The organism is Pseudomonas nitroreducens (assembly GCF_024170165.1).
Lineage (GTDB): Bacteria > Pseudomonadota > Gammaproteobacteria > Pseudomonadales > Pseudomonadaceae > Pseudomonas > Pseudomonas nitroreducens_C.
On the sequence record NZ_JALJXP010000003.1, the window covers coordinates 64,608 to 89,714 of the forward strand.

22 protein-coding genes and 3 tRNA genes are annotated in these 25,107 nt (G+C 66.3%); 13 read left to right on the forward strand and 12 right to left on the reverse strand.

All coding sequences use genetic code 11. From position 1 onward, the window contains the following. Positions 1 to 53 precede the first annotated feature (53 nt). The 6 genes from J2T47_RS07290 to J2T47_RS07315 all read left to right on the forward strand — a co-directional run bounded on the left by J2T47_RS07290 (position 54) and on the right by J2T47_RS07315 (position 5,294). Positions 54 to 130, forward strand: a tRNA-Met gene (locus J2T47_RS07290). Between the two features lie 117 nt (positions 131 to 247). Next, positions 248 to 324: transfer RNA gene (locus tag J2T47_RS07295), tRNA-Met, on the forward strand. Between the two features lie 116 nt (positions 325 to 440). After that, positions 441 to 517: transfer RNA gene (locus J2T47_RS07300), tRNA-Met, on the forward strand. A 163-nt stretch (positions 518 to 680) separates the two neighbouring features. Then, complete coding sequence (gene mprF / locus J2T47_RS07305; protein WP_253444069.1) at positions 681 to 3,314, forward strand: bifunctional lysylphosphatidylglycerol flippase/synthetase MprF; 2,634 nt, start codon at positions 681 to 683, stop codon at positions 3,312 to 3,314. A 1-nt stretch (position 3,315) separates the two neighbouring features. Beyond that, positions 3,316 to 4,590: a virulence factor family protein gene (locus tag J2T47_RS07310; protein WP_253444073.1), complete on the forward strand. Its 1,275-nt coding sequence runs from the start codon at positions 3,316 to 3,318 to the stop codon at positions 4,588 to 4,590. Between the two features lie 140 nt (positions 4,591 to 4,730). Continuing rightward, on the forward strand, positions 4,731 to 5,294 hold the full coding sequence (locus tag J2T47_RS07315) for a cytochrome b (RefSeq protein ID WP_253444076.1): 564 nt from the start codon (positions 4,731 to 4,733) through the stop codon (positions 5,292 to 5,294). 111 nt (positions 5,295 to 5,405) lie between these two features. Here the strand turns inward: J2T47_RS07315 and J2T47_RS07320 are convergent, their stop codons facing one another. Further along, on the reverse strand, positions 5,406 to 6,530 hold the full coding sequence (locus J2T47_RS07320; protein WP_253444079.1) for a GNAT family N-acetyltransferase: 1,125 nt from the start codon (positions 6,528 to 6,530) through the stop codon (positions 5,406 to 5,408). Positions 6,531 to 6,743: 213 nt separating this feature from the next. Between J2T47_RS07320 and J2T47_RS07325 the strand changes: the two genes are divergently transcribed. Next, on the forward strand, positions 6,744 to 6,992 hold the full coding sequence (locus tag J2T47_RS07325; RefSeq protein WP_253444082.1) for a hypothetical protein: 249 nt from the start codon (positions 6,744 to 6,746) through the stop codon (positions 6,990 to 6,992). On the opposite strand, the gene J2T47_RS07330 is transcribed toward J2T47_RS07325, so the two are convergent. Both J2T47_RS07330 and J2T47_RS07335 read right to left on the reverse strand, forming a co-directional pair. After that, positions 6,993 to 8,024: a glycosyltransferase family 4 protein gene (locus tag J2T47_RS07330; protein ID WP_253444085.1), complete on the reverse strand. Its 1,032-nt coding sequence runs from the start codon at positions 8,022 to 8,024 to the stop codon at positions 6,993 to 6,995. Further along, positions 8,021 to 8,830: a UDP-2,3-diacylglucosamine diphosphatase gene (locus tag J2T47_RS07335; RefSeq protein WP_253444088.1), complete on the reverse strand. Its 810-nt coding sequence runs from the start codon at positions 8,828 to 8,830 to the stop codon at positions 8,021 to 8,023. Before J2T47_RS07335 ends, J2T47_RS07330 begins: the two co-directional genes overlap by 4 nt. A 138-nt stretch (positions 8,831 to 8,968) precedes the next feature. On the opposite strand from J2T47_RS07335, the gene J2T47_RS07340 reads away from it, so the two are divergent. The 3 genes from J2T47_RS07340 (at position 8,969) to J2T47_RS07350 (ending at position 11,112) form a co-directional block, all read left to right on the forward strand. After that, positions 8,969 to 9,733 (forward strand): helix-turn-helix transcriptional regulator, encoded by a 765-nt coding sequence (locus J2T47_RS07340; protein ID WP_253444091.1) that lies wholly within the window; start codon positions 8,969 to 8,971, stop codon positions 9,731 to 9,733. A gap of 83 nt (positions 9,734 to 9,816) precedes the next feature. Continuing rightward, positions 9,817 to 10,158, forward strand: a complete 342-nt coding sequence (locus J2T47_RS07345) for a tRNA-binding protein (protein WP_253444094.1) — start codon at positions 9,817 to 9,819, stop codon at positions 10,156 to 10,158. An 87-nt stretch (positions 10,159 to 10,245) separates the two neighbouring features. Next, a complete protein-coding gene (locus J2T47_RS07350; protein WP_253444097.1) occupies positions 10,246 to 11,112 on the forward strand; it encodes a DMT family transporter in 867 nt (288 codons plus the stop codon). Positions 11,113 to 11,284: 172 nt separating this feature from the next. Here J2T47_RS07350 and J2T47_RS07355 read toward each other — a convergent pair whose 3' ends face one another. The 3 genes from J2T47_RS07355 to J2T47_RS07365 form a co-directional block, all read right to left on the reverse strand. After that, complete coding sequence (locus J2T47_RS07355; protein WP_253444100.1) at positions 11,285 to 11,788, reverse strand: hypothetical protein; 504 nt, start codon at positions 11,786 to 11,788, stop codon at positions 11,285 to 11,287. A gap of 121 nt (positions 11,789 to 11,909) precedes the next feature. Then, positions 11,910 to 12,902 (reverse strand): ADP-glyceromanno-heptose 6-epimerase, encoded by a 993-nt coding sequence (rfaD, locus tag J2T47_RS07360; RefSeq protein ID WP_253444103.1) that lies wholly within the window; start codon positions 12,900 to 12,902, stop codon positions 11,910 to 11,912. 126 nt (positions 12,903 to 13,028) lie between these two features. Beyond that, positions 13,029 to 13,313: a SelT/SelW/SelH family protein gene (locus J2T47_RS07365; RefSeq protein ID WP_045212468.1), complete on the reverse strand. Its 285-nt coding sequence runs from the start codon at positions 13,311 to 13,313 to the stop codon at positions 13,029 to 13,031. Between the two features lie 70 nt (positions 13,314 to 13,383). Here J2T47_RS07365 and J2T47_RS07370 point away from each other — a divergent pair, with 70 nt between their 5' ends. Next, positions 13,384 to 15,588 carry a patatin-like phospholipase family protein gene (locus J2T47_RS07370; protein ID WP_253444106.1) on the forward strand — a complete coding sequence of 735 codons (2,205 nt, stop codon included), beginning with the start codon at positions 13,384 to 13,386 and terminating at the stop codon, positions 15,586 to 15,588. A 144-nt stretch (positions 15,589 to 15,732) separates the two neighbouring features. Here J2T47_RS07370 and J2T47_RS07375 read toward each other — a convergent pair whose 3' ends face one another. From J2T47_RS07375 to recQ, 6 genes are all read right to left on the reverse strand, one after another. Beyond that, positions 15,733 to 17,880, reverse strand: coding sequence for a FimV/HubP family polar landmark protein (locus J2T47_RS07375; protein WP_253444109.1), 2,148 nt, complete (start codon positions 17,878 to 17,880; stop codon positions 15,733 to 15,735). Between the two features lie 387 nt (positions 17,881 to 18,267). Then, positions 18,268 to 18,702 (reverse strand): transcriptional regulator SlyA, encoded by a 435-nt coding sequence (gene slyA / locus J2T47_RS07380; RefSeq protein ID WP_045212475.1) that lies wholly within the window; start codon positions 18,700 to 18,702, stop codon positions 18,268 to 18,270. A gap of 107 nt (positions 18,703 to 18,809) precedes the next feature. Beyond that, positions 18,810 to 19,826 (reverse strand): DUF2804 domain-containing protein, encoded by a 1,017-nt coding sequence (locus tag J2T47_RS07385; protein WP_253444112.1) that lies wholly within the window; start codon positions 19,824 to 19,826, stop codon positions 18,810 to 18,812. A gap of 97 nt (positions 19,827 to 19,923) precedes the next feature. Beyond that, the gene (locus J2T47_RS07390) at positions 19,924 to 21,120 is read right to left on the reverse strand and encodes a GGDEF domain-containing protein (RefSeq protein ID WP_253444114.1); all 1,197 of its coding nucleotides are present in this window, start codon (positions 21,118 to 21,120) and stop codon (positions 19,924 to 19,926) included. 126 nt (positions 21,121 to 21,246) lie between these two features. Continuing rightward, positions 21,247 to 21,522, reverse strand: coding sequence for a hypothetical protein (locus tag J2T47_RS07395; protein WP_253444116.1), 276 nt, complete (start codon positions 21,520 to 21,522; stop codon positions 21,247 to 21,249). Positions 21,523 to 21,729: 207 nt separating this feature from the next. Then, positions 21,730 to 23,874, reverse strand: a complete 2,145-nt coding sequence (gene recQ / locus J2T47_RS07400; RefSeq protein ID WP_253444118.1) for a DNA helicase RecQ — start codon at positions 23,872 to 23,874, stop codon at positions 21,730 to 21,732. A gap of 210 nt (positions 23,875 to 24,084) precedes the next feature. On the opposite strand from recQ, the gene J2T47_RS07405 reads away from it, so the two are divergent. Together J2T47_RS07405 and J2T47_RS07410 are read left to right on the forward strand one after the other, a co-directional pair. Beyond that, a complete protein-coding gene (locus J2T47_RS07405; protein WP_253444120.1) occupies positions 24,085 to 24,672 on the forward strand; it encodes a YecA family protein in 588 nt (195 codons plus the stop codon). Between the two features lie 7 nt (positions 24,673 to 24,679). Then, entirely contained in the window at positions 24,680 to 25,081 is a 402-nt protein-coding gene (locus J2T47_RS07410) for a YbaN family protein (protein WP_253444122.1), read from the forward strand. Positions 25,082 to 25,107: the final 26 nt, after the last annotated feature.

Here is a 25,107-nt window from a genome sequence, read left to right on the forward strand (position 1 = left end):
CACTTTTTCCCGTTTTTCGTTGACACGCCGCTCCATCGGCGTAGAATGGCCGACGCGGGATGGAGCAGTCTGGTAGCTCGTCGGGCTCATAACCCGAAGGTCGTAGGTTCAAATCCTGCTCCCGCAACCAGACACAGAAAAAGGGTCACTCTTCGGAGTGGCCCTTTTTCGTTTGCGCGCGATTTAAATTATTGATCGAAAGCGAAATATCGATTGACAAGACCTTTCACCCGAGTAGAATGGCCGCCGCGGGATGGAGCAGTCTGGTAGCTCGTCGGGCTCATAACCCGAAGGTCGTAGGTTCAAATCCTGCTCCCGCAACCAGACACAGGAAAAGGGTCACTCTTCGGAGTGGCCCTTTTTCGTTTGCGCGCGTTTAAATTATTGATCGAAAACGAAATATCGTTTGACACGGACCTTCATATCCGTAGAATTGCCGCCGCGGGATGGAGCAGTCTGGTAGCTCGTCGGGCTCATAACCCGAAGGTCGTAGGTTCAAATCCTGCTCCCGCAACCAGACATCAAGAAGAAAGCCACTCTTAGGAGTGGCTTTTTTCGTTGTGCGCAAAAAATGGTCGCCCACGGGTGGCGTCTCACGGATCAGGAAAATACTCTTCCGGGGACTTGGGAATTCGCGTCAGTGCCCCTACTCTGTCGCGCTAAATCGATTGAGGTGCCCGATGAGCGCCAACCCCGCCACACCTGATACCCCTGCCGCCGAGGAAGCTCCCAGCCGAGCGACCTGGCTCAGCTGGGTCAACGCCAACCGCCAGGCACTCGGCCTGGGCGTGACCCTGGTGCTGTTCAGCCTCGCACTGATCGCCTGCTATCACCTGCTGCGCGACATCGATGCCTACTCCCTGCACGACGCGCTGCTCGACGTGCCGACCACCTCACTGCTCGGCGCCTTTGCCGCCACCGTGGTCGGCTTCGTCTTCCTGCTCGGTTATGAATGGTCGGCCAGCCGTTTCGCCGGCGTAAAGCTGCCCGCCCCGGCGCTGCTGACCGGAGGCTTCTCCGCGTTTGCCATCGGCAATGCCGTCGGCCTGTCGATGCTCTCCGGTGGCTCGGTGCGCTATCGCCTCTATGCCCGCCAGGGGCTGGGCGCCGGCGACGTTGCGCTGATGACGCTGTTCGCCAGCCTGTCGCTGGGCTGCGCGCTGCCGGTACTGGCCGCACTCGCCGCACTGAGCGACCTCTCTGACGCCTCCCTGGCCCTGCACCTGCCGGAGTGGCTGGTGGCGGTGCTGGCACTGGGCATCATCGGCTTCTGCCTTTTGCTGGTCGTCGGCATCGAGCGCCGTCGCCTGCCGGAACGGCCCTCACCCGACAGCCACCTGGTCCGCTTTGGCCGCCGCACCCTGCGCCTGCCGGGTCTGCGCCTGTCACTGCTGCAACTGCTGATCACCGCGCTGGACGTGGCTGCCGCCGCCACCGTGCTCTATCTGCTGCTACCGGAAGCTCCGCCTTTCGGCGCCTTTCTGCTGGTCTACCTGATCGCCCTGGCCGCTGGCGTGCTCAGCCATGTGCCGGGCGGCGTCGGTGTGTTCGAAGCAGTGCTGCTGGCGGCCTTCGCCAACCAGCTGGGCGCCGCGCCACTGGCAGCAGCCTTGTTGCTGTATCGTCTGATCTACGTGGTCCTGCCGCTGATCGTCGCCTGCCTGTTGCTGCTGTTCCTCGAAGCCCGCCGCGTGCTGGTGGCCAAACAGGCCGTGCGCATCACCTCCGGCTTCGCCGCGCAGATCCTCTCCCTGCTGGTGTTCATCTCCGGCGTCGTACTGCTGTTCTCCGGCGCCACGCCGTCCATCGACACCCGCCTGGACGAAGTCGGCTTCCTCGTACCGCACCGCCTGATCGATGCCTCGCACCTGGCCGCCAGCCTGATCGGCGTGCTCTGCCTGCTGCTCGCCTATGGCCTGCGCCGCCGCCTCTCCGCCGCCTGGGCGCTGACCCTCGGCCTGCTGATCGCTGGCGCCGCGCTGTCGCTGCTCAAGGGCTTCGACTGGGAAGAAGCGCTGATCCTCAGCTTCACCGCCGCCCTGCTGGTGATCTTCCGCAGCGCCTTCTACCGTCGCAGCCGCCTGATGGACCTGCCCTTCTCGCCGCTGTACCTGGGCGCCGCCGCCTGCGTCATCGCCGCATCGATCTGGCTGCTGCTGTTCGCCTACCAGGACGTGCCCTACAGCCACGAACTCTGGTGGCAGTTCGCCCTGGACGCCGACGCCCCGCGTGGCCTGCGTGCCGCCCTGGGCAGTTGCCTGCTGCTCGCCGCCCTTGCGCTTTACTGGCTGCTGCGCACCGCGCCGCCGGCCATCCACGCGCCAACCCGCGAAGACCTCGATATCGCCGCCGGTATCCTGGCCAACTCCGCGCAACCCGACGGCGGCCTGGCGCTGTCCGGCGACAAGGCGCTGCTGTTCCACGAGGGCAACGACGCCTTCCTGATGTACGCCCGCCGCGGCCGCAGCCTGGTGGCGCTGTTCGATCCGGTCGGCCCGGCGCAGGCCCGCGCCGAACTGATCTGGCAGTTCCGCGACCTCTGCGACCTGCACCACGCGCGCCCGGTGTTCTACCAGGTGCGGGCGGAGAACCTGCCGCTGTACATGGACATCGGCCTGACCGCGCTCAAGCTCGGCGAAGAGGCCCGGGTCGACCTGCGCCGCTTCGACCTGGAGAGCAAGGGCAAGGAGATGAAGGACCTGCGCTACACCTGGAACCGTGGCCAGCGCGACGGCCTGAGCCTGGAGTTCCATGACGCCGGCAACGCGCCGATGGACGAACTGCGCGCCATCTCCGATGCCTGGCTGGGCGGCAAGAACGTCCGCGAGAAGGGCTTCTCCCTCGGCCGCTTCACCCCCGAATACCTGCGTTATTTCCGCGTCGTCGTGGTCCGCTTCCAGGGTCGCGCCGTGGCCTTCGCCAACCTGCTGGAAACCTCCGGCAAGGAACTGGCGAGCATCGACCTGATGCGCGTGGCCCCCGACGCACCCAAGCTGACCATGGAGTTCCTCATGCTCGGCCTGATCCTGCATTACAAGGAGAGCGGGCACACCCGCTTCAGCCTCGGCATGGTGCCACTGGCCGGCTTGCAGCCGCGCCGTGGCGCCCCGCTGACCCAACGTCTCGGCGCGCTGGTTTTCCGCCGGGGTGAGCAGTTCTACAATTTCCAGGGGCTGCGGCGCTTCAAGGACAAGTTCCAGCCCGACTGGGAACCCCGTTACCTGGCCGTGCCCGCCGGACTGGATCCGCTGGTGGCCCTGGCCGATACGGCCGCCCTCATCGCAGGCGGCCTGAGTGGATTGGTAAAACGCTGATATGTTGAAACGACGCTGGCGACACCTGCTCGCCCTCCTCCTGCTGGTCATCATCGCCGTGGGTCTGCTGCTGTGGAGCCGCCCGGCTTCCCAGGCTTCCCTCGAACACCGCCAGCTCGCCGACGGCAGTGCCGTCGCCCTGGCCATCCCCGGCAAGCAACCGAACGCCCGGGTCCTGCTGGCCGTGCAGGCCGACCAGAAACTCGACGACGGCCAGCTGCTGGCCCTGGCCCACGACAGCGGCGCCCGCGTGGTGCAGTTCGTCTTCCCGGAAAACGACTGCAACGCCCAGCAGGCTCGCATCAAGGCCGCCGGTGAGCTGCTCGACGGCCAGCCGACCCTGGTCGCCGGCATCGGCCCGGGCAGCGCCTGGGCCTTCCGCTGGCTGGCCGGGCAGACCGACGACAAGGCCAAGGCCCTGTCGGTCGGCTTCTCCCTGGAGAAGCCCGACTGCGCCGCTACCCCGCTGCCGACGACTGCCGCCCACGGCCACTGGCTGGCCGCCTGGAACGACAACCCGGACGATGCCAGTGCGCGCTTCGCCCGCGGCCTGAAGAACGCCGAGACAGTGATCACCGACTACGACACGCCGCTGCCCAAGGTTCTCGCCGACCAGCTGCGCCAGCAACTGCAAGGTGGCGGCGACAACGTACCCGTGGTGGAAGTCCCGGCCGCCAAGCCTTCGGAAACCGTCACCCTGTTCTACTCGGGCGACGGCGGCTGGCGCGATCTGGACCGTGACGTCGCCGCGCAGATGGCCGAGCTGGGCTATCCGGTGGTAGGCGTCGACGCCCTGCGCTACTTCTGGGAGCACAAGACCCCGGAACAGAGCGCTGCCGACCTCGCCCTGCTGATGCAGCACTACCGCGAGAAATGGGGCGCCAAGCACTTCGTGCTGGCCGGTTACTCCTTCGGCGCCGACGTGCTGCCGGCGATCTACAATCGCCTGCCGGCGGACGCCAAGAAGGACGTCAGCTCGGTGATCCTGCTGGCCTTCGCCCGCAGCGGCAGCTTCGAGATCGAGGTCCAGGGCTGGCTCGGCAAGGCCGGCCAGGAAGCCTCCACCGGCCCGGAAATGGCTCGTCTGCCGGGGCCGAAGGTGCTCTGCGTGTACGGCATCGAAGAGAAGGACGAAAGCGGCTGTACTCAGCCGCAGTCGGTGGGCGAGAACCTGCAACTGCCCGGCGGCCACCACTTCGACGAAGACTATCCAGCCCTGGCCAAGCGGCTGGTGAACGCCATCCGCTCCCGCCAGTCAGCCGACGACGAAGGCTGACCGACAGCAAAAGGGCCGCACATTGCGGCCCTTTCACTTTGGCTTCACGGTTTTTCAGGCACGCTTAAGGCTCTATGCTCAGACTGACAGCCCCGTCGTCAGAACGCGGCGCACGAAAAAGAGCCACACAAGGAACCGTCATGAGCCTGTCCAAGTCCCCGTCACGCTACGGCAGCCTGTCCATTGCCCTGCACTGGATCATGCTGGTGCTGATCGCCGCCACGTACTTCTGCATGGAGTACCGCACCAACTTCCCCAAAGGCAGCGACACCCGTGCGCTGTTTTCCCAGTTTCACTTCATGTTCGGCCTAAGCGTCTTCGTGCTGGTCTGGCTGCGTATCATCGGCCGCTTCATCTACCCCACCCCGCCGATCGTCCCGGCCCCGCCGGCCTGGCAGATGGTCCTGGCAAAGCTGATGCATCTCGCGCTCTACGGCCTGATGATCGGCCTGCCGCTGGCCGGCTGGATCATCCTCAGCGCCGCCGACAAGCCGGTGCCGTTCTGGGGCCTGGAGCTGCCGCACCTGGTGGGCAAGAACCCGGACCTGGCCAAGCAGGTGAAGTACTGGCACGAGACCATCGCCGTACTCGGCTACTGGCTGATCGGCCTCCACGCCCTGGCTGCCCTGTTCCATCACTACATCAGCCGCGACAACACCCTGGTGCGCATGCTGCCGGGCAAGGGAGAGGCGAAGCCGGAATAAGGTTTCTGCGCTGCCGGCAATCGCCGAAGTCCACCTGTAGGAGCGCGCCACGCGCGCGATCGCGGGCATAGCCCGCTCCTACAGGGAAATCCCAGAGCTGGCCGATGGGCGTCAATCCTGCCGATACGGCAGCGCCGCGCGGGCCTCTTCGGCGTAAGCCAGGATCCCCGCTCTCTCCCCCACCAGGAATTCCTCCACCGCCTCGCGCAGCCCCGGATGCCCCAGTCGGTGCCAGGAGCGCGTGATCACCGGCTCGAAGCCACGGATCAGCTTGTGCTCGCCCTGCGCCCCGGCGTCGAAGCGCTTCAACCCGTGGCCGATGGCGAAGTCCAGGCCCTGGTAGAAACAGGTCTCGAAGTGCAACCGGTCGAATTCCGCCAGACAGCCCCAGTAGCGGCCGTACAGTGTGTCGCCACCCAGCAGGCTGAAGGCCATGGCAACCGGCCGGCCATTCTGGTGGGCGAAGACCACACGGATCGCTTCGGGCATGCGCTCGCCGATCAGGCTGAAGAATGCCCGGCTCAGGTAAGGCGCCTGCCCGCGCACCTCGTAGGTACTGCTGTAGCAGGCGTAGACGAAGTCCCAGTGCGCTTCGGACAGCTCGCGCCCTTCCATCCAGATGAAGTCCAGCCCGAGTCCGGCGACCTGCTCGCGCTCCTTGCGCAATTGCTTGCGCTTGCGCGAACTGAGCGCGTCGAGGAAGTCCTGGAAGTCGCGGTAACCACGGTTGCTCCAGTGATACTGGCAGCCCAGGCGCTCCAGCCAGCCGTCGGCATCGCGCAGCAGCGCATCGGCGGCAGGATCGGTGAAGTTCACGTGCACACCGGAGCAATGCCCCTCGTCCACTTCGCCAGCCAATGCGCCGACCAGGCTCAGTGCCGCCGCGGGCGCGCCCAGCAGGCGAGCGCCGCCCACCGGCGTGAAGGGAATGCCCACCAGCAGCTTGGGGTAGTAGGGAATGCCGGCGCGCAGGCAGGCATCCGCCCAGCTCCAGTCGAACACGTACTCGCCGTAGGAATGGCTCTTCAGATAGGCCGGCGCGGCAGCCAGCAGGCGGCCATCGTCGTCCAGCAGCACGCGATGGGACGGCATCCAGCCGGTACGTCCGCCAACGCTGCCGCTTTCCTCCAGCGCGGAGAGAAAGGCGTGGCGCAGGAACGGCTGGTCGTCCGGCAGCAGGGCGTCCCACTGGCGGGCATCGATTTCGGCGAGGCGGGAAAGGGTCTGGATTGGCATGGCCGACAGTCTGGCGCGGTGCGTCGGCATTGGGAAGATTCGGCCGGGAAATCTTCGGCAAAGGTGACATTCGCGTTCGTCGGTATCCGGCAGAAAGGCCTGCCGGGTGGTCTATGTTGGGGTGAGCAAGGCTTGCTGGCGCACAACGCCGGCACCCTTCCGCTTGCCAGCCGCCCGTTCCGGGGCGCTGGCGAACCGCCCGGAGGACGCCCCATGAGCCTGATGCAATGCGAGTACCGCAAGTACACCATCACCGCCGATGTCGTCGAACACCCCGGCCTGCCAACCCCCTGGGCCGCCGGCTGCCATATCACCGCCCCGGACGGGCACACCACCAAGCGCAAGACGCTACCGGTGGAATACGCCTTCCTGTCCGACCTGGAAAAAGCCCAGCATGCGTCCATCGCCCACGGCAAATGGCTGGTGGACCAGAGCCTGGACCACGACCGTCAGCTGTTCTGATCAGCCGCTTGCGTAGCCGGGTTCTTCGCTGAGCGTTGTCGCCGACAGGCGCACCTGAAGCGCCAGGAATTCCTGCGCCGATGCCCGCCAGGTCTGCCCACGCGCCCACTGCGCGCAGGCCTGGCGATCCAGCTCCAGCGCCCGCAGGCAGGCGCTGCGCAGGTCTGTGTCCATCGCGCCGGTAACGCCCTCTTCCAGCACGTCCAGCGGCCCAGCCACCGGGAACGCCGCCACCGGCGTGCCACAGGCCAGCGCTTCATACATCACCAGGCCGAGGGTGTCGGTCAGCGACGGGAAAGCCAGCACGCTGGCGCTGCGATAGGCCTCCGCCAGCTCGTCGCCATGGCGGTAGCCGAGGAACTCCACCTGTGGATAAGCCGCTTCCAGCTCGGCCCGCTGCGGGCCATCGCCTACCACGCGCTTGCGTCCCGGGAGGTCGAGGGCGAGGAAGGCTTCGAGGTTCTTTTCCCGCGCCAGCCGGCCGACATAGAGGAACACCGGCTCCTCCGGTGCTGCGCCCGCACCCGGCTGGAAGCGTTGGATATCCACACCCTTGCGCCACAGTGCGAGGTTATCGAAGGCGTGATCGGCAAAAGTGCCGCGCATGCGCTCGCTGCTCACCAGCACGGCCGAGCTGGGTGCGTGGAAGCGGCGCAGGTAGGCATAGCCCCAGCCCAGCGGCAGCCAGGGCCAGCGGGTATTCACGTACTCCGGGAAGCGCGTGTGGATGGCGCTGCTGAATTTCAGCCCCCGGCGCATCAGCCAGCGCCGCGCGGCCCAGCCCAGGGGGCCTTCGGTGGCAAGGTGGACGCAGTCGGGAGCGAAACCGGTGATCTTTTCGCCGACCTTCCACAAATCCCACGCCAGCGGAATCTCCGGGTAGCTCGGGCACGGGCGGTGACGAAAGTCCTGCGGGGTGAGCAGACCGACCACGTGGCCCTGCCCTTCCAGCTCTGCCACCAGCGCCTTCAGGCTGGTGACCACGCCGTTGACCTGCGGCAGCCAGGCATCGGTGACGATCAGCAGCCTCATGCCGCCGACTCGACCACCACGGGCTGCTCGGCGCGCGCCTGCTCCTCGGCCAGTCGATAGAGCTGGATACTGCCATCCCAGTGCTCGATCAGCGCCGAGCAGGACTCCACCCAGTCGCCGCAGTTGAGGTACTCCACCTCGCCGATCTGGCGGATCTCCGCGTGGTGGATGTGCCCGCAGACCACGCCGTTGAGGCCGCGCTTGTGCACCTCGTGGGCGATGGCTTCCTCGAAATCACTGATGAAGTTCACCGCCGTCTTCACCTTGTGCTTGAGGTACGCCGACAGCGACCAGTAGCCGTAGCCATAGCGGCTGCGCCAGTGGTTGAGCCAGCGGTTGAGGGTCAGGGTGAACTCGTAGGCGGAGTCGCCGAGGAAGGCCAGCCACTTGTGGTAGCGGGTGATCACGTCGAACTGGTCGCCGTGGATCACCAGCAGCTGGCGGCCGTCGGCGGTGGTGTGGACGATCTCGTCGACCAGCCGGATGTTGCCCAGCAGCAGCGACGAATAGCGGCGCAGGAACTCGTCGTGGTTGCCGGTGACGTAGATCACCTCGGTGCCGCGCTTGCTCATGGTCAGCAGGCGACGGATCACGTTGGTGTGCGCCTGCGGCCAGTAGATGCCGCCACGCAGCTTCCAGCCGTCGATGATGTCGCCCACCAGGTAGATGCGGTCGGCGTGGTAACGCTTGAGGAAGCCGGCCAGGTGCTCGGCCTGGCAGTCGCGGGTGCCCAGGTGGACATCGGATATCCACAGGGTGCGTACCCGTTGTTTCTTCGTCGGCGTCATGCGTTGCGCGCTGCTCATCGTCGGCGACCTCCAGTGGGGTTTCTCCGAGTGTCGACCCGCGCGGTGAAGCGAAGGTGACCGACTGGCGACAGTCCCGTTACAGCCCACGGCGCGCTAGACTGTCAGCCTGCCCGCCAGCCCGTAAAGCAGCCCTGCATGAGCCAGATCCTCTCCCTGCGCCACTACAGCCACGACCACCTCGCCCACAGCCACAGCCATGCGCAGCTGGTGCTGGGGCTATCCGGCAGCCTGGATTTCGAAGTCGGCGGCCGTGGCAGCCTGGTGACCCGGCAGACCTTCGCCGTGGTACCACGCGACGAGCACCACGCCTGCGCCAGCCCCGACGGCAGCCGTTGCCTGGTGGTGGACCTGGAAGACGAGGACGACCTGCTCGGCGGCCTCGGCCTGCACAGCGACGCCGGCCGCCGCCTGCTGGAAACCCCCGGCCAGCGCCTGCTCAGCAACGACCAGGCGCAGCTGGTGCACTGGCTCGCCGGCAGCTCGCTGCACGACCCGGTGCTGGCGCGCCAGGGCGCCATCCTGCTATTGGCCAGCCTCGCCGCCGGCCAACAGCGCATCGAGGAACCGGCGCAACTGCCGCTGGCCAGCCTCGACAGCTACATCGACCGGCATGCCGCACACCCGCTGCAGGTGGCCGATCTGGCGCGGCTCGCCGGGTTGTCGGCGGCGCGCTTCCACGCGCGCTTCCTCGCCGAGACCGGGCAGACGCCCATGGACTACGTGCGCCAGCGCCGTCTGCAGCTCGGCCGCGATCTGCTGCGCGGTTCGCACCAGTCGGTCGGCGAGATCGCCGCGCAGGTCGGCTACGCCTCGCAGAGCGCCTTCACCGCCGCCCTGGTGCGCCAGTTCGGCACTACCCCGCGGCAATTGCGCCAGCAGGCGCGCGACAATTCCCGCTAGCCGCGCGACAGACAGCTGCGCGCCTACGGCCTAGACTGCCGGCCATCGAACCAGGCAAACCGAGCCAACCAGCGGGAGCAGCGATGTCGGCAGACACCATCGAGTGGCAGGATTTCGAGCGCGTCGAATTACGCGTGGGCACCATCGTCCAGGCCGAACCCAACGTGAAGGCGCGCAAGCCCGCCTACATCCTCCAGGTCGACCTCGGCCCGCTGGGGATCAAGACCTCCAGCGCGCAGATCACCGCACACTACGAAGCCAGCGACCTGATCGGCCGCCAGGTGCTGTGCGTGTGCAACTTCGAGCCCAAGTCCATCGCCGGCGTGCGCTCGGAAGTGCTGGTCACCGGCGCCTACGACAGCGACGAGAAAGTGGTGCTGGCCGGTTTCGACAAGCCGCTGCCCAATGGCTCACGGTTGGCCTGACCCTCGTATCACTGCACGCCGGCTGGCCCGGCGTGCTTTCCTCTTCCCGGACAAGGCCCCGCCACTGCAGTCGGCGGGAGCGCAGGCATGAAGCACGTTACACAACTCACTCCCCGCGGCGCCCTGATCGGCCTGCACATCGGCGCCCTGATGTTCGGGCTGTCCGGCATCTTCGGCAAACTCATCCTCGCCGGCCCCCTGGTCATCGTCTTCGGCCGTGCGCTATTCGGCTCGCTGTCGCTGGCGGCGGTGTTCGCCGGCCACTTGCGCGAGCAGAAGCGCCCCACGCTGACACAGGCGGCGATGCTGCTGGGCGGCGGCGTGCTGCTGTGCACGCACTGGCTGACCTTCTTCCTCGCGGTGAAGGTAGGCAACGTCGCCGTCGCCACCCTTGGCTTCGCCAGTTTCCCGGCCTTCACCGTTTTGCTGGAAGGCCTGCTGTTCCGCGAGCGCATCCGCAAGGGCGAGTACCTGGTGGTAGCCCTGGTGTGCATCGGCCTGGTGATGGTCACGCCGACCCTCGACCTGCGCGACGGCGCCACCGCAGGCCTGCTCTGGGGCACCCTCTCCGGCCTGCTGTTCGCCCTGCTTTCGCTGGCCAACCGGGTCAGCGTGCGCGGCATCGACCCGATCCAGGCGGCGCTGTGCCAGAACCTGACGATCATCGCCTGCCTGCTGCCGCTGGTGCTGCTCGACCTGCCCTCGGTACGCGGCATGGACTGGCTCTGGCTGGTTGCTTTGGGCGTGCTCTGCACCGGCGTCGCCCACAGCCTGTTCGTCGCCAGCCTGCGCCTGATCAAGGCGCGCACGGCGGCGGTGATCTTCGCCCTGGAACCGGTCTACGGCATCGCCTTCGCCGCCGTGCTGTTCGGCGAAGAGCCGAGCCTGCGCATGCTGGCGGGCGGCGTGCTGATCATCTTCGCCACCTTCCTCAGTGCGCGTGGTTCGCACTGATCTGTCGGAATTGCTTCTCGTAGGAGCCGAAAGCTGAGAGCCAAAAAGAAGGCCGCCACGCAGCGAGCGAAACTCGAACCTTGCCCCGGGGAGGGAATGCCAAGGATTCATCGCACGACAGCCTGCGTGGCGGCCTGTTCGGGATGGCGCCTGTGGATAAGGCGCCGGGGAATCAGTTGATGCTGTAGCCGCGCCCGCTCAGGCAGGCGCCCAGTGCGCGGCGGTAGGTGTCGGACTGGCCTGCTGGCGGCGCCTGGGTGGCGCTGGCCGGATCGAAACCGCTCTGGCCGACCGCCCAGTTATGGCACTCATAGCGGTCGCGGCTCTGCTGCTCCGGCGACTGGCCGCTGGCGGGATAGGCGATCACCTCGTAGCTGGTGGTTGGCGCGGCCTGCACGGCCGGTGGCGTTTCCACCGCAACGTACTGGCGGCGGTCGGCGTTCCACAGGTAATAGGTCCCGGCGGCGACGAAGTAGAGCATGCTGCCGATCCAGACTTCCCGCGCGTAATCCGGCAGACCGTAGCCATGCCCCGGCCCCCAGCCGTGGTACGGGCCAGGTCCCGGGCCGCCCGGTCCACCGGGGCCGCCGTGGGGCCCGGCCACGGCAGCAGCCGACAGACTGAGGGCCAGCAGCGTGGCGACGGAATTGAGCGCGATGCGCGAGGACAGCTTCATTTCACCTCCAGTCACGGGCGATCCACCGCCCGCCGTTCATGCGGTGAATTGTCTCGCGCCCGCCCCCCGCGCAGTGTCAGCACTGGGTAAAGACTGGGTAAAAAGCCCGATACACGCAGTATCAGGCCTGTTGCAGAAGCCAGCGGCAGTAGCGCTGCACGCCCTCCTCCACGCCCATCATCGGCGCGCGGTAACCCGCCTCGCGGAGGAAGGCGATATCGGCGCAGGTGTAGCACTGGTACTTGCCGCGCAGCTCGCCCGGGAACTCGGTGTATTCCAGCAATCCGGCGCGGATCGCCGCGTCCAGGGTCAGCGGCTGCAGGTCCTGCTGTTCACGCAGGCTGTTGATCACCGCCAGGGCCACATCGTTGAACGGCTGGGCGCGGCCGCTGCCGAGGTTGAAGATGCCACTGTGCTGGGGGTTGTCGAGGAAATGCAGGTTGACCCTGGCCACGTCCTCCACCGAGACGAAATCGCGCAAGTGGCCGCCGGCCGGGTAATCGCCGTATTCGCCGAACAGCCGCACCTTGCCGGTCTCGCGAAACTGGTTGAAGCAGTGGAAGGCCACCGAGGCCATGCGGCCCTTGTGCTGCTCGCGCGGGCCATAGACGTTGAAGTAGCGGAAGCCGGCCACCTGGGTACGGGCGGTGGGCAGCACCTTGCGCACACGCTGGTCGAAGAGGAACTTCGAATAGCCATAGACATTCAGCGGCCGCTCGCAGGAGCGTACTTCGCGAAACTCCTGGCTGCCGCCATACACCGCCGCTGACGAGGCGTAAAGGAACGGCACGCCCAGGGACAGGCTGGCGTCGAGCAACTCGCCGCTGTAGCGGTAGTTGTTGTCCATCATGTAGCGCCCGTCGCGCTCCATGGTGCTGGAGCAGGCGCCCTGGTGCAGCAGCGCGCGCACCACGCCAAAGTCGCCACGGGCATAGCGTTCGATGAAATCGCGCTTGTCGAGGTAATCGCTGATGTCGCAGTCGGCGAGGTTGGCGAACTTGTCGCCCTCGGTCAGGTCATCGACCGCGATGATGTCGGTCTCGCCGCGCTGGTTCAGCGCCTTGACCAGGTTGCTGCCGATGAACCCGGCAGCGCCAGTGATGATGATGCTCATGGTGGGGGCATCCTTTGCGGAGAATGGATGCCACCAGCCTAAAAGCGAGACGCAAGTCTCCCTTTGATATGAAGCAAAGAAGTTAGCCAGCTATCTAATTAACCTGCCGTGCGGTACCGCCCGGATTCAGGAGCGGTCGTTGTGGCCCAGGTCGCGCTGCGGATCGATACGATCGCGCACCCGCTGCTTGAGCACCTTGGCCTCGGGGAAACCGCCGTCGGCCTTGCGCTCCCAGATCGGCTCGCCGTCACAGGTAATCTGGAATACCCCGCCAGTGCCCGGTACCAGGCTGACTTTGCCCAGGTCGTCGCCAAAGGTGCTCAGCAGTTCCTGAGCCAGCCAGGCAGCGCGCAGCAGCCACTGGCACTGGGTGCAATAGGTGATGACGATTTCGGCTTTGGCTTCGGACATGAATCAGACTCTGCTGTAGGACGCGCTCCTATAATACCGCTCTGAAACGCCCTACCGGACTCTTCTCTTCATGCGCCGACTGCTGTTCGCCCTCCTCCTGCTCCTTCCCCTCGGCGCCCTGGCGGCGAACACCCCGCCGAAGATCGGCCTGGTTCTCTCTGGCGGCGCGGCGCGCGGCCTGGCGCATATCGGCGTGCTGAAGGCGCTGGATGAACAGGGCATCCACGTCGATGCCATCGCCGGCACCAGCATGGGCGCGGTGATCGGTGGCCTGTACGCGGCAGGCTATACGCCCAGGGAGCTGGAACAGCTGGCTTTGGGGCTGGACTGGAAACAGGCGCTGTCCGACTCGCCGCCGCGGGTCGACGTGCCCTTTCGCCGCAAGCAGGACGACCGCGACTTCCTGGTGAAGCAGAAGCTCAGCTTCCGCGACGACGGCACCCTCGGTCTGCCGCTGGGGGCGATCCAGGGGCAGAACCTGTCGATGCTGCTGGAGAGCCTGCTGGTGCACACCAGCGATACGCGCAACTTCGACCAGTTGGCGATCCCCTTCCGTGCGGTGGCCACCGACATTTCCACCGGCGAGAAAGTGGTGTTCAGCAAGGGTCACCTGCCCCAGGCGATCCGCGCCAGCATGTCGATCCCGGCGGTGTTCGCCCCGGTGGAGGTCAACGGCAAGCTGCTGGTGGACGGCGGCATGGTCGACAACATCCCGGTGGACGTGGCGCGGCAGATGGGCGTCGACGTGGTCATCGTGGTCGACATCGGCAACCCGCTGGCGGACCGCAAACAGCTGACCACGGTGCTGGACATGCTCAACCAGTCCGTCACCCTGATGACCCGCAAGAACTCCGAGGCGCAACTGGCTACCCTGAAGTCCAGCGACATCCTCGTGCAGCCGCCACTGAGCGGCTACAGCTCCACCGACTTCGGCCGCGTGCCGCAGCTGATCGATGCCGGCTACCGGGCCACCAGCATCCTCGCCCCGCGCCTGGCAGCCCTGCGCAAACCCGCCGACGCCCAGGCCGTGGCGCTGAACGAGGCGCGCGCGCCGGGCGAACGCCAGCCGGTGATCGACCGCATCCAGGTGGAGAACAACTCCAAGGTCAGCGACGACGTCATCCTCCACTACATCCGTCAGCCGCTGGGCGAGCACCTCGACCTGGAGCGCCTGCAGCGTGACATGAGCACCCTCTACGGCCTGGATTACTTCGACCAGGTGCAGTACCGCGTGGTGCACAACAAGCCGGGCGCGGACGGCAAGTCCGACAACGTGCTGGTGATCCACGCGTACGGCAAGCGCGGCGGTACCGACTACCTGCGCCTGGGCCTGAACCTCTCCGACGACCTGCGCGGCGACAGCACCTTCAACGTCGGTGGCAGCTACCGCATGAACGGCATCAACCGCCTCGGCGCGGAATGGCTGACGCGCCTGCAGATCGGCGACCGCCAGGAACTCTACAGCGAGTTCTACCAGCCGCTGGACGTGGGCTCGCGCTACTTCGTGGCCCCCTACGTGTTCAACGAGGCACAGAACGTCGAGGCCACCGACAACGACGATCCGATTGCCGAGTACCGCCTCGAGCGCTACGGCTATGGCCTCAACCTCGGCCGGCAGATCGCCAACAACGGCGAATTCCGCCTCGGCGTGGCCCAGGCCTTCGGCAAGGCCGACGTCCGCGTGGGTGAGCAGGACCTGCCGGATTTCCACTTCACCGAGGGCTACGCCCAGCTGCAGTACTCCTTCGACACCATGGACAACGTGGACTTCCCCCGCGAGGGCGAGAACATCCAGACCTCCTTCCGCGAGCACACGCCATCCCTGGGCGACGACGATCGCTACCGGCAGTGGGAATTCCACCTGGACAAGGCGCTGAGCAGCGGTCCGAACACCTGGGTCCTGGGCGGCGGCTACGGGCGCACCCTCGACGACGCCGACGTGGTGGTGTCGAGCTTCCTGCTCGGCGGCGCGCGGCAGCTCTCCGGCTACCGCCAGGACGCGCTGGCCGGCCAGAACTACAGCCTCGGCCGGGTCATCTACTACCGGCGCATGACCGAGCGCTCCTTCCTGCCGCTGGATTTTCCCTTCTACCTGGGCGGCAGCCTGGAGCGCGGGCGGGTATGGAACAACGACAACAGCTACGACACCGGCTACGTCAACGCCGGCAGCATCCTCATGGGCTTCGAGACGCCCCTGGGCCCGCTGTCCTTCAGCTACGGCCTGAACGATGCGAGCGAGCACGCGGTGTACGTCAACCTGGGGCGCAACTTCTAAGGCGGCGCCGCTCCGGGAACGGCGCACGACCGTTTGCAGTGTTATGCCCTGATGCTGACGGCCCCTACAGGGTATGGCCGGAGCGATATCCTGCAGGTATGAAAAAGCCCGGCAAGTGCCGGGCTTTTTCATACGCGGTGAGGATCAGGCAATCAGCGCCAGCAGTTCGCGCGCTTCAGCCTTGGCCTTGGAGTCGCCGCTGGCGATTACCTGCTTGAGGATGCCATAGGCCTCTTCCAGATTGCCCTGGTCGATGCACTGACGGGCGCGATCGAGGCTGGCCAGCAGTTCGTCGTGCTCGTGGCCGATATCGTCCGGCAGATCGAAGGTCAATTCCTCCTCCACCCCCATGGTCTTGCTGCCATGGCCGAACATCTCGCCGTGCTCGCCCAGGTCCAGCTCGGTGATTTCCGGCAGCTCGTGCAGATTGCTGCGGAAGTCCGAGGGCACTTCCTGTGCAGCCTTGGGGGCAGCAGCCTTGCCTTGCTTGGTGGAGTCGAAGGGGTTGTCGAGCTTGTCCCAGTCCAGGTCCAGCGACAGGTCACTGAGATTCATCGCGAAGTCCGGCTGGTCCTGCGCGGCCCTGGGCTGCTCCACGGCAGTGGCCACAGGCTCGCCCAATTCCAGGTCGTCCCAGTCGGTGAGCGTCTCGCCGGTGGGCGGCTGCAGGGTATCTTCCGGGCGAATCAGCATCGCCGGGTAGCGCGACTTGAGCTGGTCGATCTGCTTCTGGTCACCGCCGGCAGCGACCAGGGCATGTTCTTCTTCATGGAAGCCGGCCACGTCTCCCAGTTCGGCCAGCACCAGCAGCAGCTTCATGCGCAGTTCGCGGCGGTTCGGCTCGGCGTTGACCGCCTTGCGCAGCATGTCGCGGGCCTGGGTGAAGCGACCGTAGGCGATGTAGATATCCGCGCCTTCCAGGCTGTCCGCGCTGGCGGCGGGCAGACGGGCAACGCCCGGCTCCGGGGTGGCGACCACCACCGGATGCGGCGTCGGCACCGGGGCCACGACAGCAGCCGCCAGCGGCTTGACCTGCGGGAGCGGTTTCACCGGCTCGGGCGCGGCCGCGCGCAGGGGCGGCATCTCGACCGGCTTCTCCTCGCGCTTGCGACGGGCGAACAGCAGGCCGACCAGCAGCGCACCCAGGGCACCGGCGCCCAGCCAGGGCCAGTAGTTGAAGCCGGCGCCCTGGGCATCCTGTGCCGGAGTTGCCGGCTGTGCGACGCTGGGAGCGGGGTTGTTCTGCTGCACCGGTGCCACGGAGTCGGGAGCGGCCGGCACGGCATTGGTCGGGGCGTTGTTGGTCGGTGCATCGGCTGCCGGAACATTGGCTGCCGGCGCATTACCCGAGGCTGCCGCGCCCTGGCGGCGATCCAGCTCGGCCTGCAGCGACTGCACCTGCTGGTCGCGGCTCTGCAGGGCCTGCTGGAGGGATGCCAGCTGCTTCTGCAGGTCGTCCATGCGCTGATTCATCTGGTCGCGCTGGGCGTTGGCCAGCAACAGGTCGGCTTCCACCTTGGCGACGCTGGCATCCGCGGCCGGTGCTGCCGGTGCGGCGACGTTGCTTTGTGCCTGAGCAGCGCTGGCGGGCGCCTGCGGCGCTGCGGCCGGCTGCTGGGCAGTCGTCGTGGGCGCCGCCGCGGCAGGCTGCGGGGCAGCCGCGGCGCTGTTGCCGGCAAGCTGCTGGCCCTGCGGCAGGATCAGCGTCTGGCCCACCTTCAGCCGGTGCGGATCGCCATTGACGAAGGCCTGCGGGTTCAGCGCGACGATGCTGTCCATCAGTTGCGCGCGCGAGGCTCCGCTGCCGCCCAGGTGCGAAGTGATCTTCCACAGGGTGTCATTGCGCACCGTGGTATAGCGGCCATCGCCCGCCGGCAGCGGCGGTTGTGCCGGGGCACGGCGCACAGGCTCCGCACGGTAGCCGGTGGCCCGCGAAGGGGCAGGCTCGCTCCGCGCCACGGAGGCGGCCACGCTGCGGTTGGCGCTGTACTCCGGCGGATCGATCAGCACGGTGTACTCGCGCAGCATGCGTCCGTTGGGGCGCTCCACGGCGATCAGGAAATTCAGGTAAGGCTCGTGCACCGGCTGCGTGGATACCACCTTGATGTAGCCGCGACCGTTGCGGATCACCGGGGTGAAGCGCAGGTTCTGCAGGAATACGAAGCGGTCGACGCCGGCGCTCTCGTAGTCCTGGGGACTCGCGAGCTTCGCGATCAGTTCGTCGGACGTCATGTCGCCGGTCTCGAGCAGGGCGATCTCGGCATCCAGCGGCTGATTCAGCGCCGAGTGCAACGTGATGTCCCCCAGTCCGAGGGCATTCGCATGAGCGGAGACAAAAACCGAAAGTGCGGCAAGCGTCAGCGGAATTCTATTTATTCGAGCCATAACCCCATCCCATTGTCCGGGTCTGCACGCCATTCCCTGACCGCTCTGAAGCGGCAGGTTGAACCTGTCCACACACTGGAACCATGCCGGACTGCAGACCGCAACGCACCACTCCTCTGTACCTTGCAGGGTACAGGCCGTCTGATATCACGGATTAGGTGGTGCACTGGGTTTGGTCAAGATAAATCGTCGAAAAACCGGCGAATGGTTAGGGGGTGGATAGCGAATGGCCAGCGGCCCCGCAAAGGACCGCCAGAAAAATGGCTACTTTACCCGAATAACGTGATGAATTGCTCAGTTTCGCTCGAGGTTGCCGAGAATCCGACTGAGCGTTTTCTGACACAGCGCGATTTCTTCTTCTGAAATCCCCGCCAGCACTTCGTTGCGAACGGCGGCGGCGATGTTCTCGATATCGGTGATCAGGACATCGGCCTTGGGGGTGAGGGCAATGCGTTTGGCGCGGCGGTCTTCGGCCACGGCCTGGCGACGGACCAACCCCTGGGCCTCAAGACCATCGAGCAGGCGGGCCAGGGTCGGGCCTTCGACACCGACTGACTGCGCGAGCTCGCGCTGGGTCGGCGCGGCGGAATGGCGCGCCAGGTGCAGCAGCACCAGCCAGCGGGCCTGGGACAGGCCCAGGTGGCTGAGACGGCGGTCGAGTTCGGCTCGCCAGGCACGGGAAGCCTGAGCCAATTGGGTACCGAAATAGTGCTTATCGTTGTCTGACATTGTGCTGCGTACGGTAGGAGGTTGGACGGCTAATTGATTTGACTAATTATTAGCCAGCTAATCAAGCCCGTACAATGACAGATTGTCGCAGGGTGTAAATCGCTATCTCACCATTTCGCGTATTGATCCTCGACGAATCCCCACAGGTTGTCGATGCGCACCTCGGCCTGCCCCGCCGGCCGCAGCACACCACTGAAGCACCCGAAGATCTGCTTGAAGTTGCTCGCCAGCACGCCGAGATTGAGGCGTTCCTCATGCAGCCCGTGGGCCTCGAAGCGCAGTTCGACCTGGCCATCGTGGGAACGGATGGTCCAGGGCTGCAGCGGATGGGCGCGATCGAACTCGAAGCGCACCGTGTCGACCTTCACCAGCTGGCCGTCGAGCCAGTAGCAGTTCTCGGTGAAGCTGGTCTCGTTGACCCCGCACGACAGGTTCAGGCCGAGGCGACGGCCCTGCGCTTCGCCAGACAAGCAGGCCCAGTTCCAGAAGGTCTCGGGGCGCATGTAGCCGGCAGACCAGTCGTGGTGCGCGTAGGCACCCAGCTCGCGCAGGTCGTAGTTGCCCAGCGCGCTGCGCACCTCGCCGTGGCAATGCACGCCGGCCACCTTGCGCGCATAGACCCAGCCGTTCACCGCCGTTGGTGTGCAGATACTCATGGGCTGAAACGCCGGCTGCTCCTCGCTGAAGCGCGCGTCGATGCGGGTGCCGTCGTCCAGTTCGACCAGCAGGCGCTTCTCGAAGGGCGAGGAGCTGTTCTCCAGACGCAGCAGGTTGCGTCCCTGGCGCAGTTCGCAGACGCCGTCGTTGGGGCTCTGCGAAAAGTTTGCGCCCATGCCGAGCGGGCATTTGAACTGGCGCTCGATCATCCGTCCGCTCTCAGGGTGATAGAGATAGACGAAGCCGACGGTGAGCAGGCTGACATCCGCCAGCGCACAGCCGCCGATCAGCGTCGGGCTGATCAGGCCGAAATACTGGAACTGGTGGAAGCGCCGCCACTTGCTCAACGCGCCGAGGCGCCGGCCCATGGGCGAGCGGAAGTCGAAGTCGCGGTAATTGATGGTCGCCGGGGTGCCGGGAAAGATGCCGTAGTGCGGTTGGCCGTTGGGCTGGATCAGCTGCTGCATGGGCGCGGGCTCGGTGACGGGGTGCGGCGCATGCTAGCACCGGGCCTGCTCGCGCCGCAGTCACGCACGGCGCCAGTGCGGGGGACGGAATGGGCCATCAGGCGACGACCTGGTTGCGTCCGAATGCCTTGGCTTCGTAGAGGGCGCGGTCAGCATGCTCGTAGATGCTGCGCAGTGGATGGCCGGTCTCCGGCCACAGGCAGGAAACGCCGATGGACAACGTCACCTCGTCCGCCGTCAGCGACCCTTCGTGAGCGATACCCAGCGCCTGCACCGACTCGCGCACGACTTCGGCGCGCTCCCTCGCCTCGCGCTCACTGGCGCCGTAGAGCAGCACGGCGAACTCCTCGCCCCCCAGCCGCACGGCCATGTCCAGCGGGCGCCGTGCGCTGGCCGTGAGCACCTCGCCGATGCGCTGCAGCACGCCATCGCCGGCCTGGTGGCCATAGCGGTCGTTGTAGGCCTTGAAGTGATCGACATCGCAGAGCAGCAGTGCCAACCCTACGCTCTCGCGCTGGGCCTGGCGCCACAGGCGCTCCAGCTGGCGATTGAAACTGCGGCGGTTGTGCAGGCCGGTCAGGGCGTCATGCTCGGCCATGACCTTCAGCAGGCGGCTGATGAGGAAGTGCTGGCGGGACTTGTAGTCCAGCAGGTAGCAGCCCACCGCGCCGACCAGATTGGCCAGCAACAGGAACACCACGTTGCTGATCAGCTTGGGCAGCGGCAATCCCGCATACAGCTCGAAGCCCACATAGGTCAGCAGGATCACCGAAGCACTGCCCACCGCCTCGGCGAAGCGCAGGCCAATCAGGAAGTAGGCCGCCATGCTGACCAGCAACAGGCCCTCATAGGGATAGCTCTGGTCCACGGTGTGGGCGATACCCGCCACGGCCGCCGCACCGATGCCGACGCCGAGGATGCAGGCCAGGCTCAGCGGCACCAGCAGATGGGTATGCCGACGCTGCAGGATCAGCCCGCCGCAGACGCTCAGCAGCACCAGCACGCCGATGCGCACGGCGAGCATGTCCCAGTGTTCTGCAGTCCGGATCAGGAGAAAATCGATGGCCGCCAGCGCCAGCCAGATCAGCACGCCGATGGTCAGCGCGGTGCGCTTGAGATCGAAGCTGTCTTCCAGCAGGTAATGGCGGTACTGGGTCTCGAGGTCGGGTTCGAAACGCAGGCGGCGAAAGCCCCGGGAGAGCTGTTCGGCATAGGCATTGGAGCGGACGTCGTCCAGCCAGCTTTGTTGTTGTGGCACGCTCACCTCTTCTCGTGGAGGTCTAAGTGCCACCATAGCTGTTCGGGACGTGCGTCACAAGTTTGTCGTTTTGCCCCGTCACGAAAATGACAGCCTCACCCTTCGACACTTCAGATTCACCCGTAGGATGGCCGGCAGCTATGGCGCCCGACCATGGGCGCTTCAGGGGCAGTAATTCGGCGAGCGCCGGTCATGGCCACGACTGTCGCGGCCATAGCGATAGTCACCGGAATCGCGATAGTCCCGGCCGTAGCCTTTGCGATAGTCGTCATCGTCGTCGCGGTCTTTCGACAGCACGACCATGGCGGCCAGTGCAGCCACCGCCGCAACGCCGATCAAGGCGTTCTTGCCGTTCTCGGAAAGCCCGCCGCCACTGGCGCATCCACTGAGTTGTCCAACGACCAGCAGCCCCGCCACTACCCGCACCCAGCTCGCCATCTGTCACTCCGAAAGTGATTCGTACTGACGGATAGGACTGGCGGAAAAGGGCGCCGTTGCTGGCACATTGATATTTCGTCTGTAACGCCGTATTTCAGCGCGAACCGCGTGCGACGACACCTTGTAGGGCGCATAACGCTTACGGCGTTGTCCGCCATCCTGGTGGGTAACCCGTACCGGGTTATTCGCCCTACAGGCGTCAGCCGATCAGACTTCCAGTTCGGCCTGCAGGGCAGCGCGCACACAGTGCAGCACGCCCAGCGGCACGCGGCCTTCGAACAGCTCGGCAATGGCACTCACTGGCGGCAGTTCGCCGTCTTCGTCGAGGAAGGCGTCCTGGACTTCGCCGAGCAACTCCTCGGGCAGGTCCAGCGCCTGCTCCAGGGTCAGCTGCTGGCGGCCGATGGCCTCGGCCAGCAGGCTGTAGACGTTCTTCTCGCTGCAATCGAGCTGGCGGGCGATCTGCGCGGGGGTCATGCCGGCGCGGGCCAGGGTCACCAGCTCGTGGCGCAGGTCGGTGACCGGGGCGGGAGTGTCCGGCGCCTTGTCCGACTCGGTGAGCACGTCGAGGAAAGCCTGGCCGTAGCGTTCCAGCTTGCGCGCGCCGACGCCGCTGACCTGGGCCATGGCCGATAGCGTCGAGGGCTGGCTGCGGAGCATTTCCAGCAGGGTGGCGTCGGGGAAGATGACGTAGGGCGGCACCGAGTGCTCCTCCGCCAGCTTGCGCCGCAGGGTACGCAGGGCTTCCCACATCTCGCGCTCTTCCTGGCGCACCAGCTGGCTGGCCGGGCTGGCGCCACCGGAGGAGGAAGACTTGCTGCGCTGCGGCTTGGGATCGCGGCGCAGGGCCAGCGTCTCCTCGCCGCGCAGCAGCGGACGGCAGGCCTCGGTCAGGCGCAGGCCGTTGAAGCCGTCGACATCCACGTCGGCGAAGCCACGGGCGACCAGTTGGCGGAACAGCGTGCGCCACTCGTCCTCGCCGCGGGACTTGCCGATGCCGAACACTGCCAGGTGCTGGTGCCCGACGCTGCGCACCTTTTCGGTGTCCTTGCCCAGCAGCACGTCCACCAGATGACCGACGCCGTAGCGCTGGCCGCTGCGGTAGATGGCCGACAAAGCCTGGCGCGCGGGCTCGGTGGCGTCCCAGGTCTCCACGCCGTCGACGCAGATGTCGCAGTGGCCGCAGGGGTTGGGCATCACCTCGTCGAAGTAGGCCAGCAGCGCCTGGCGGCGGCAGCGGGTTTCCTCGCACAGCGCCAGCATGGCTTCCAGCTTGTGCCGCTCGACGCGCTTGTGGCGCTCGTCGCCCTCGGAGTTCTGCATCATTTGCCGCAGCAGCAGCACGTCCTGCAGGCCGTAGGCCATCCAGGCGTCGGCGGGCAGGCTGTCACGGCCGGCGCGGCCGGTTTCCTGGTAGTACGCCTCCAGGCTCTTGGGCAGGTCCAGGTGGGCGACGAAACGCACGTTGGGTTTGTCGATGCCCATGCCGAAGGCGACGGTGGCGACCATGATCAGCCCTTCCTCGTTGAGGAAGCGCTTCTGGTGGTAGGCGCGCAGGTCGTTGGACAGCCCGGCGTGGTACGGCAGCGCCGGGAAGCCCTGGCTGGAGAGGAACTCGGCGACCTCCTCGACCTTCTTGCGCGACATGCAGTAGACGATGCCCGCATCGCCGCGCCGCTCGGCCAGGAACCCCAGCAGCTGCTTGCGCGGCTGCTCCTTGGGCACGATGCGGTAGAAGATGTTCGGCCGGTCGAAGCTGGAGAGGAACTGCTCGGCGTCCTGCAGGTGCAGGCGCTGGATCATCTCCTCGCGGGTACGCATGTCCGCCGTGGCGGTCAGGGCGATGCGCGGCACGTGCGGGAACAGCTCGGCGAGCTGGCCGAGCTGCAGGTATTCGGGACGGAAGTCGTGGCCCCACTGCGACACGCAGTGCGCCTCGTCGATGGCGAACAGGCCGATCTCCAGGCGCTGCAGGAAGGCCAGCATGCGCGGTTGCACCAGGCGTTCCGGGGCGAGGTAGAGCAGCTTGATCTCGCCGCGCTGCAGGCGGTCGGCGATCTCGCGCTGGGCCTCGGGGCTCAGCGAGGAGTTCAGCGCCGCGACCGGCACGCCCAGTTCGTCCAGCGTGGCGACCTGGTCTTCCATCAGCGCGATCAGCGGCGAAACCACCACCGTCAGGCCTTCGCGCAGCAGCGCCGGAACCTGGAAGCACAGCGACTTGCCGCCGCCGGTGGGCATCAGCACCAGGGCATCGCCGCCGCCGGCCACGCGCTCGATGATCCGCGCCTGATTGCCGCGGAAGGCGTCGTAACCGAAAACGTCTTTGAGGATGCGCAGGGCCTGATCGAGCATGGGGGACTCCGAATGAAGCCGCGCATTATACGCAGGCCGATCCCACTGCGGCCGGCACCTTGTCCGGGAAACTGCGGAAAAATCCGTCACATGCGTCCGAGCTCTGCGTCGGAGCCCTGCGTCGGCGCGGGCTGCACGGGCATTTGGCTTTTGCCGCGGGCCAGCGGAAAGACTACAATTCGGGACCGATCACCTCCGAGGTAGTACCCGATGTCCTTCGCCGACCAATTGTCCCGCCTGCAAGCCTTTCTCGATGCCGATGACCTGCACGAGGAAGCCTTGGACTACGTGGCGGCACACGGTTACCTGACCGCCCTGGCGATCTGCCCGGAGGAAGTGCCGGAGCGCGAGTGGATCGACGCCCTGTTCGCCGAGCCGCCGCACTACCGCAGCGAGGACGAACGCACCCAGATCGAATCCACCCTGGCCCAGCTCAAGGCGCACATCATCCGCCAGATGGCCGGTGACGAGGAGCTGGAGCTGCCCTGCGAGCCCTACCTGGGCGACGAGCCGGACGACTCCGACATCCGCGGCTGGTGCATCGGCTTCATGGAAGGTGTGTTCCTGCGCGAGGCCATCTGGTTCGAACAGGCCGAGGAAGAAGTCAGCGAGCTGCTGCTGCCGATCATGGTCGGTTCCGGTCTGTTCGACGAACAGCCCGAGTTCGACGAGATCGCCAGCGACCGCGGGCTGGTGGACGACATGGTCGCGCAGATCCCCGAGCTGCTGACCAACCTGTTCCTGCTGTGCCAGGCGCCGGAAGAGAAGCCGGCTCTGCTGAAGCCGCGCACTCACTAAACGTTCGATGTCTTCGCGGGAAATCCGCCAGAGCCGCCACGCCTGGGTTCGCTACTGCCTGCTCGGCATCGGCTGGCTCAGCGTGGCACTGGGCGTGATCGGCATCTTCCTGCCGGTCCTGCCCACCACGCCCTTCCTCCTGCTCGCCGCCGCCTGCTTCATGCGCAGCTCCCAGCGCTTCTACGACTGGCTGGTGAACCACCCGAAGCTCGGCCCGTGGATTCGCGACTACCTCGACGGCGAAGGCATCCCGCTCAAGGGCAAGGTCTACGCCATCGGCCTGATGTGGTGCAGCATCCTGATTTCCGGTTTCCTGGTGCAGCGCCCGTGGGCCTGGGCCTTCATGCTGACCAGCGCGACACTGGTGACTATCTATCTGATTCGGACGAAGACTCGGCGGCTGGATTAGGCCATTGAGATAGACGGCCTGGCACG

Excerpts from the sequence above, each read along its gene's own strand:
- mprF (WP_253444069.1), top strand. The coding sequence starts at position 681 with ATGAGCGCCAACCCCGCCACACCTGATACCCCTGCCGCCGAGGAAGCT.
- J2T47_RS07310 (WP_253444073.1), top strand. The coding sequence starts at position 3,316 with ATGTTGAAACGACGCTGGCGACACCTGCTCGCCCTCCTCCTGCTGGTC.
- J2T47_RS07315 (WP_253444076.1), top strand. The coding sequence starts at position 4,731 with ATGAGCCTGTCCAAGTCCCCGTCACGCTACGGCAGCCTGTCCATTGCC.
- J2T47_RS07320 (WP_253444079.1), bottom strand. The coding sequence starts at position 6,530 with ATGCCAATCCAGACCCTTTCCCGCCTCGCCGAAATCGATGCCCGCCAG.
- J2T47_RS07325 (WP_253444082.1), top strand. The coding sequence starts at position 6,744 with ATGAGCCTGATGCAATGCGAGTACCGCAAGTACACCATCACCGCCGAT.
- J2T47_RS07330 (WP_253444085.1), bottom strand. The coding sequence starts at position 8,024 with ATGAGGCTGCTGATCGTCACCGATGCCTGGCTGCCGCAGGTCAACGGC.
- J2T47_RS07335 (WP_253444088.1), bottom strand. The coding sequence starts at position 8,830 with ATGAGCAGCGCGCAACGCATGACGCCGACGAAGAAACAACGGGTACGC.
- J2T47_RS07340 (WP_253444091.1), top strand. The coding sequence starts at position 8,969 with ATGAGCCAGATCCTCTCCCTGCGCCACTACAGCCACGACCACCTCGCC.
- J2T47_RS07345 (WP_253444094.1), top strand. The coding sequence starts at position 9,817 with ATGTCGGCAGACACCATCGAGTGGCAGGATTTCGAGCGCGTCGAATTA.
- J2T47_RS07350 (WP_253444097.1), top strand. The coding sequence starts at position 10,246 with ATGAAGCACGTTACACAACTCACTCCCCGCGGCGCCCTGATCGGCCTG.
- J2T47_RS07355 (WP_253444100.1), bottom strand. The coding sequence starts at position 11,788 with ATGAAGCTGTCCTCGCGCATCGCGCTCAATTCCGTCGCCACGCTGCTG.
- rfaD (WP_253444103.1), bottom strand. The coding sequence starts at position 12,902 with ATGAGCATCATCATCACTGGCGCTGCCGGGTTCATCGGCAGCAACCTG.
- J2T47_RS07365 (WP_045212468.1), bottom strand. The coding sequence starts at position 13,313 with ATGTCCGAAGCCAAAGCCGAAATCGTCATCACCTATTGCACCCAGTGC.
- J2T47_RS07370 (WP_253444106.1), top strand. The coding sequence starts at position 13,384 with ATGCGCCGACTGCTGTTCGCCCTCCTCCTGCTCCTTCCCCTCGGCGCC.
- slyA (WP_045212475.1), bottom strand. The coding sequence starts at position 18,702 with ATGTCAGACAACGATAAGCACTATTTCGGTACCCAATTGGCTCAGGCT.
- J2T47_RS07385 (WP_253444112.1), bottom strand. The coding sequence starts at position 19,826 with ATGCAGCAGCTGATCCAGCCCAACGGCCAACCGCACTACGGCATCTTT.
- J2T47_RS07390 (WP_253444114.1), bottom strand. The coding sequence starts at position 21,120 with ATGGTGGCACTTAGACCTCCACGAGAAGAGGTGAGCGTGCCACAACAA.
- J2T47_RS07395 (WP_253444116.1), bottom strand. The coding sequence starts at position 21,522 with ATGGCGAGCTGGGTGCGGGTAGTGGCGGGGCTGCTGGTCGTTGGACAA.
- recQ (WP_253444118.1), bottom strand. The coding sequence starts at position 23,874 with ATGCTCGATCAGGCCCTGCGCATCCTCAAAGACGTTTTCGGTTACGAC.
- J2T47_RS07405 (WP_253444120.1), top strand. The coding sequence starts at position 24,085 with ATGTCCTTCGCCGACCAATTGTCCCGCCTGCAAGCCTTTCTCGATGCC.
- J2T47_RS07410 (WP_253444122.1), top strand. The coding sequence starts at position 24,680 with ATGTCTTCGCGGGAAATCCGCCAGAGCCGCCACGCCTGGGTTCGCTAC.